This window comes from uncultured Limnohabitans sp., from assembly GCF_937889215.1.
Lineage (GTDB): Bacteria > Pseudomonadota > Gammaproteobacteria > Burkholderiales > Burkholderiaceae_C > Limnohabitans_A.
Map to the genome: position 1 here is coordinate 1 of NZ_CALBEX010000053.1, position 4,284 is coordinate 4,284.

Consider the following 4,284-nt stretch of genomic DNA (forward strand, 5'->3'; position numbering starts at 1 on the left):
CTGGTTGGATGACAGCACCAGCTTGTAGCAACCGCTGTCGCGCGCCAGTTGTTGTGCATGGCGCATCATTTGCTGACCCACACCTTGGTGTTGCCAGGCCTCATGCACCACCACGTCTTCGACAATCGCCGATGGTGTGCCCTGGTGCCCCAAGTTGTGCATGACCAGCAAGGCAAAAGTCCCCACGACTGCTTGCGCGCTGTCTCCATCACAGGCCACCCACAAGCGGTAATCGGGGTACGAGCGAAATTGCGTCCAAATCAGTTTGGCATCTGCCAAGCTCAAGACTTGGCCGTTGTCCATGTCGGGCTGGGCATACAGGGCCAGCACCCCGGGAAGGTCGGTTTCTGTGGCTTCTCGGATGTGCAAATTCATGGCGTGACGGCGGCAGTCGTAGGCGCTTCTTGGCGCGATTGGCAATGGTCTGAATCGGAGCACATGTGCAGCCGTTGACCGGCATCGTCGGTGATGACTTCGTCCAAAAAGGCATCGGTCGCACCGCACAGCGCACAAGCGGTATGCCACTTCTGGACCTCAAATGGGTGGTCTTCAAAAGCCAAGCTCTCGACCGGTGTGTATGGCGGCACCGCATAAATGCGTTTCTCGCGGCCCGCACCAAACAGCTGCAAAGCCGGGTTCATGTGCATTTTGGGGTTGTCAAATTTTGGAATGGGCGATGGCGACATGATGTAGCGCTGGTTCACCAACACCGGGTAGTCGTAGGTGGTGGCAATGTGCCCATAGCGGGCAATGTCTTCGTAAAGTTTCACATGCATCAAGCCGTATTCGGCCAAGGCGTGCAAGGTGCGCGTTTCGACCTCTCGCGGCTCCAAGCGTTGCATGGGCTCGGGCACCGGCACTTGGTAAACGATGATCTGCCCTTCTACCAAGGGCTTTTCTGGGATGCGGTGGCGTGTTTGGATGAGTGTGGCTTCGTGGGTTCGGGTGGTGGTGGCCACACCCGCTGTGCGTTCAAAAAAGCGCCGGATATTGACCGCGTTGACCGTGTCGTCGGCACCTTGGTCGATGACCTTCAGCACATCGTCTGGTCCGATCACCGATGCGGTGACTTGGATACCCCCTGTGCCCCAGCCATAAGGCAAGGGCATCTCGCGCGAGCCAAACGGGACTTGGTAGCCTGGGATGGCGACGGCTTTGAGAATGGCGCGGCGAATCATGCGCTTGGTGCGTTCGTCCAGATAGGCGAAATTGACCGCTGGTGCTGGCTGATGCGCCTGGGTGTCTGGCGCTGGCATTGTTTCGTGGGTGCTCATAGGTTCACCTTGGGTGCATGGGGCAAGTCAGATGTCGGTGGGTGGGTTGCTTGGGACGCCTGCGCGCGCATCTTGCGCACCAACTCCAGCTCGGACTGGAAATCGACGTAGTGCGGCAGCTTCAAGTGCTGAACAAAACCCGAGGCCTCCAAGTTGTCGCTGTGCGACAGGACAAACTCCTGCATCTGTGCGGCCGACTCGACGGGTTCGCCCAATTCTTCGGCCCGCAGCGCCCGATCGACCAAACTCATGGCCATGGCTTTGCGTTCACTGTAGCCAAAGGCCAGTCCGTAACCGCGGGTGAATTTGGGGGGCTCGCTTTGGCTGCCAGCGAATTGGTTGACCATTTCGCACTCTGTGATTTCGATGTCTCCAATGGAGATGGCAAAGCCCAGCTCTTCCGGCTCGATCTCCACCGCCAGTTGGCCTAACCGAATTTCGCCCACGAACGGGTGGGTGTGCGAATAGCCGCGTTGCGTGGAGTAGGCCATGGCCAGCAAGAAGCCCTCGTCGCCACGCGCCAAATTTTGCAATCGCGTGGCGCGGCCTGCTGGAAATCGCAGGGGTTCACGCGTCAAATCCATGGGGGCAGGGTCGTCTTTTTTGGGTTCGAAACGTTCAATCAGCCCTTCTTGGTTGAGCAAGTCCACCACGCGCGGCACCGAGGCGGGGAGGTCTGCACTCTGACCCGTGGCCCCGGTGTCCGGCCCGTCTTCCGCTTGAGATTGGGCCAACAAACTGAAATCCAGCAAGCGCTGGGTGTAGTCGTAAGTGGGGCCCAAGACTTGGCCGCCGGGTAAGTCTTTGAACGTGGCCGAAATCCTGCGGTCCAGTTGCATGTCCGCTGTGTGAAGCGGTAGGGTGCTGCCCCATCGCGGCAAGGTGGCACGGTAAGCGCGCAATAAAAATATGGCTTCGACCAAATCGCCACTGGCTTGCTTGATCGCCAGTGCGGCCAACTCCGGGTCGTACACAGAGCCCTCGGTCATGACGCGGTCGACCGACAGTTTGAGTTGCTCTTGGATCTGCCGCACACTGAGTTCGGGCTCAGCGGTGTCTCCCCGCCGCTGCGCGGCCACCCGCTGGTAACTGTTGAGAATGGCGGTCTCTCCGCCCTTGACTGCAACGTACATGTCAGTCCTTTCCTGCAGGCAAAATACAAGTGGTGCGCGGCAGGCCAATGACCTGGGTCGTTGTGGTCAAAAACACATCGATGCCACGCGGGAAAATGCCATGGTTTTGCGCCCACTGTTCGGTGAAGTCTCTGGCCAGACCCGCTACATTCAAGCTGCAAGCTTGGGCGATGCCAGGTCCGGTCAAGCGCCAAGCTGGCGTGTTCGAGTCAACGCTGTGCACCTCGATCACGCAGGTGGCCGACTGGTCTGGGTCCGCGTCAGTGCCTTGGCGCAAACTGGCCAAGTGGGGCATGATTTCGCCTGCGGCGATCCACAAAAATTGCGCTTTTTCAGGGTGCTCTACCAATTGGCAACCGGTGTGAAATCGGAGCCACTCGCCCGCATGGCTTTGGGCCAAAACAGGCGAAAGCCACAGCGAAGCATCGTCATCGAGCAACGCCAACAACAAGGCCGCTGAAGCGCCGTGGCCTTTGTCGGGCAGCGCGTTTTTCAGCGGCACTTCCTGTGCACGCCCGGGCATGGACAAGGCTTGCAGGGCCACGCGAAAAACCGCTTGACTGCCCAAAGCCTCGTCGTCAAAACCGGCCACCAAACTGTTCAGTTCTTGGGCGCTCATGCCTCATCTCCTTCGTCTTCGCCGCCGGCCTCTCGCGCCACGGTGAGGAAATCCACCTTGGTGCTTTGTGCCTGTTGGTGGCGTTTGGCTTGCAAGTGCAGCAAGTACTCTCGAACCGGGTTCAGCAAGCTGATTTCAAGGTCGGGGTATTGGGTCGGGTCTTGCAGCAAGGCATCGGCCAAGGCCGCCAAGCGGGCTTGTCGGTGGTCTCGTCCAATCACATACGACACACCCACTGCGGTCGGCGCGTTGGCTTGGGTCAGTCGCAATGCGCAACGGGTGACTGTCATTTCGCCCAGGTTGAAGCGTTCGCCTGTGCCCCCTATACGGCCTTGGACCATCATCAAACCCGTTTCAGGTTTGCGCAGCCAGACGGGGGGACTGGTGGTGAACGGCAACAACGCCTGTTGCATCAGGGTGTGTGGCGCCCTTGCCAGCAAGGCCATCCACTGGGCGCGTGTGGTTGACGGATTTTCTGGGGCTTTGTCAAAAGAATGAAACATCTGTGTGGCAACCTCTTGCTTGTCTAGACAAATCAAATACAAATGTGAGCTTAGGCAAGCTTTGTGTAGCCTTCATGACAAACATGAACTCTTCTTTTTCAAATGTCACGTCTGAAGACGTGTGGCCCGAGCGCAATCCCTTTTGGTTGCGCATTGCCCAACAGCTGTCAGAGGCTATCGGACAAGGTGTGTATGCGCCAGGCGCACGATTGCCCTCTGAACATGCTTTGGCGCAGCAGTTCGGGGTCCATCGCCACACCATCCGCCGCTCTTTGGCCAGCTTGGTGCAGCGCGGCTTGGTGCGCTCCACACAAGGCAGTGGCAGCTTCGTTGAGGCATTTGCGGTGGACTTGGCTTTGGGCAAACGCACCCGACACCAACACAGCCTCAGCCAAGCAGGTCTGCGTGGTGGTTTGCGCGTACTGCAGTCGTGTGTCCTGCAGGCGGATGCCGCGCAGGCCGATGCTTTGAGGGTGGCAGAGGGTGCGCCTGTGTTGTATTTGCAGGTGCAAGGGGAAGGCGCAGGCCAAGTGCTGCATGTCAGCGATCGCTACTTTCCGCTGCCGCGATTTGAAAAACTGGCCGATGTGGTGCGAGAGACCGGCTCCATCACCCAAGCGTTTGCCCAGCATGGCGTTCCCGATTATTTGCGCAAAGAAAGCCGCATCAGTGCGCGTTTGCCCAGCCAAGAGGTGGCTGCCTTGCTGTGCCAAGCCCACACCCAGCCTGCCTTGCGGGTCAGCAGTGGGAATGTA

At 58.9% G+C, this 4,284-nt stretch carries 6 protein-coding genes; 1 reads left to right on the forward strand and 5 read right to left on the reverse strand.

Annotation, left to right across the window (positions count from 1 at the left end; translation table 11 throughout):
* From Q0341_RS01265 to phnG, 5 genes are all read right to left on the reverse strand, one after another.
* Nucleotides 1–375: GNAT family N-acetyltransferase (locus tag Q0341_RS01265; RefSeq protein ID WP_299510012.1), on the reverse strand; the 375-nt coding region annotated here is incomplete at its 3' end.
* Nucleotides 372–1,256 carry an alpha-D-ribose 1-methylphosphonate 5-phosphate C-P-lyase PhnJ gene (locus Q0341_RS01270; RefSeq protein ID WP_299510019.1) on the reverse strand — a complete coding sequence of 295 codons (885 nt, stop codon included), beginning with the start codon at nt 1,254–1,256 and terminating at the stop codon, nt 372–374. The genes Q0341_RS01270 and Q0341_RS01265, both read right to left, overlap by 4 nt.
* 14 nt (nt 1,257–1,270) lie before the next feature.
* A complete protein-coding gene (locus tag Q0341_RS01275; RefSeq protein WP_299510013.1) occupies nt 1,271–2,407 on the reverse strand; it encodes a carbon-phosphorus lyase complex subunit PhnI in 1,137 nt (378 codons plus the stop codon).
* A 1-nt stretch (nt 2,408) separates the two neighbouring features.
* On the reverse strand, nt 2,409–3,026 hold the full coding sequence (gene phnH, locus Q0341_RS01280) for a phosphonate C-P lyase system protein PhnH (RefSeq protein WP_299510014.1): 618 nt from the start codon (nt 3,024–3,026) through the stop codon (nt 2,409–2,411).
* On the reverse strand, nt 3,023–3,529 hold the full coding sequence (phnG, locus tag Q0341_RS01285; protein ID WP_299510016.1) for a phosphonate C-P lyase system protein PhnG: 507 nt from the start codon (nt 3,527–3,529) through the stop codon (nt 3,023–3,025). The genes phnH and phnG overlap by 4 nt, the downstream gene beginning before the upstream one ends.
* A gap of 83 nt (nt 3,530–3,612) precedes the next feature.
* Here phnG and Q0341_RS01290 point away from each other — a divergent pair.
* Nucleotides 3,613–4,284: GntR family transcriptional regulator (locus tag Q0341_RS01290; protein WP_299510017.1), on the forward strand; the 672-nt coding region annotated here is incomplete at its 3' end.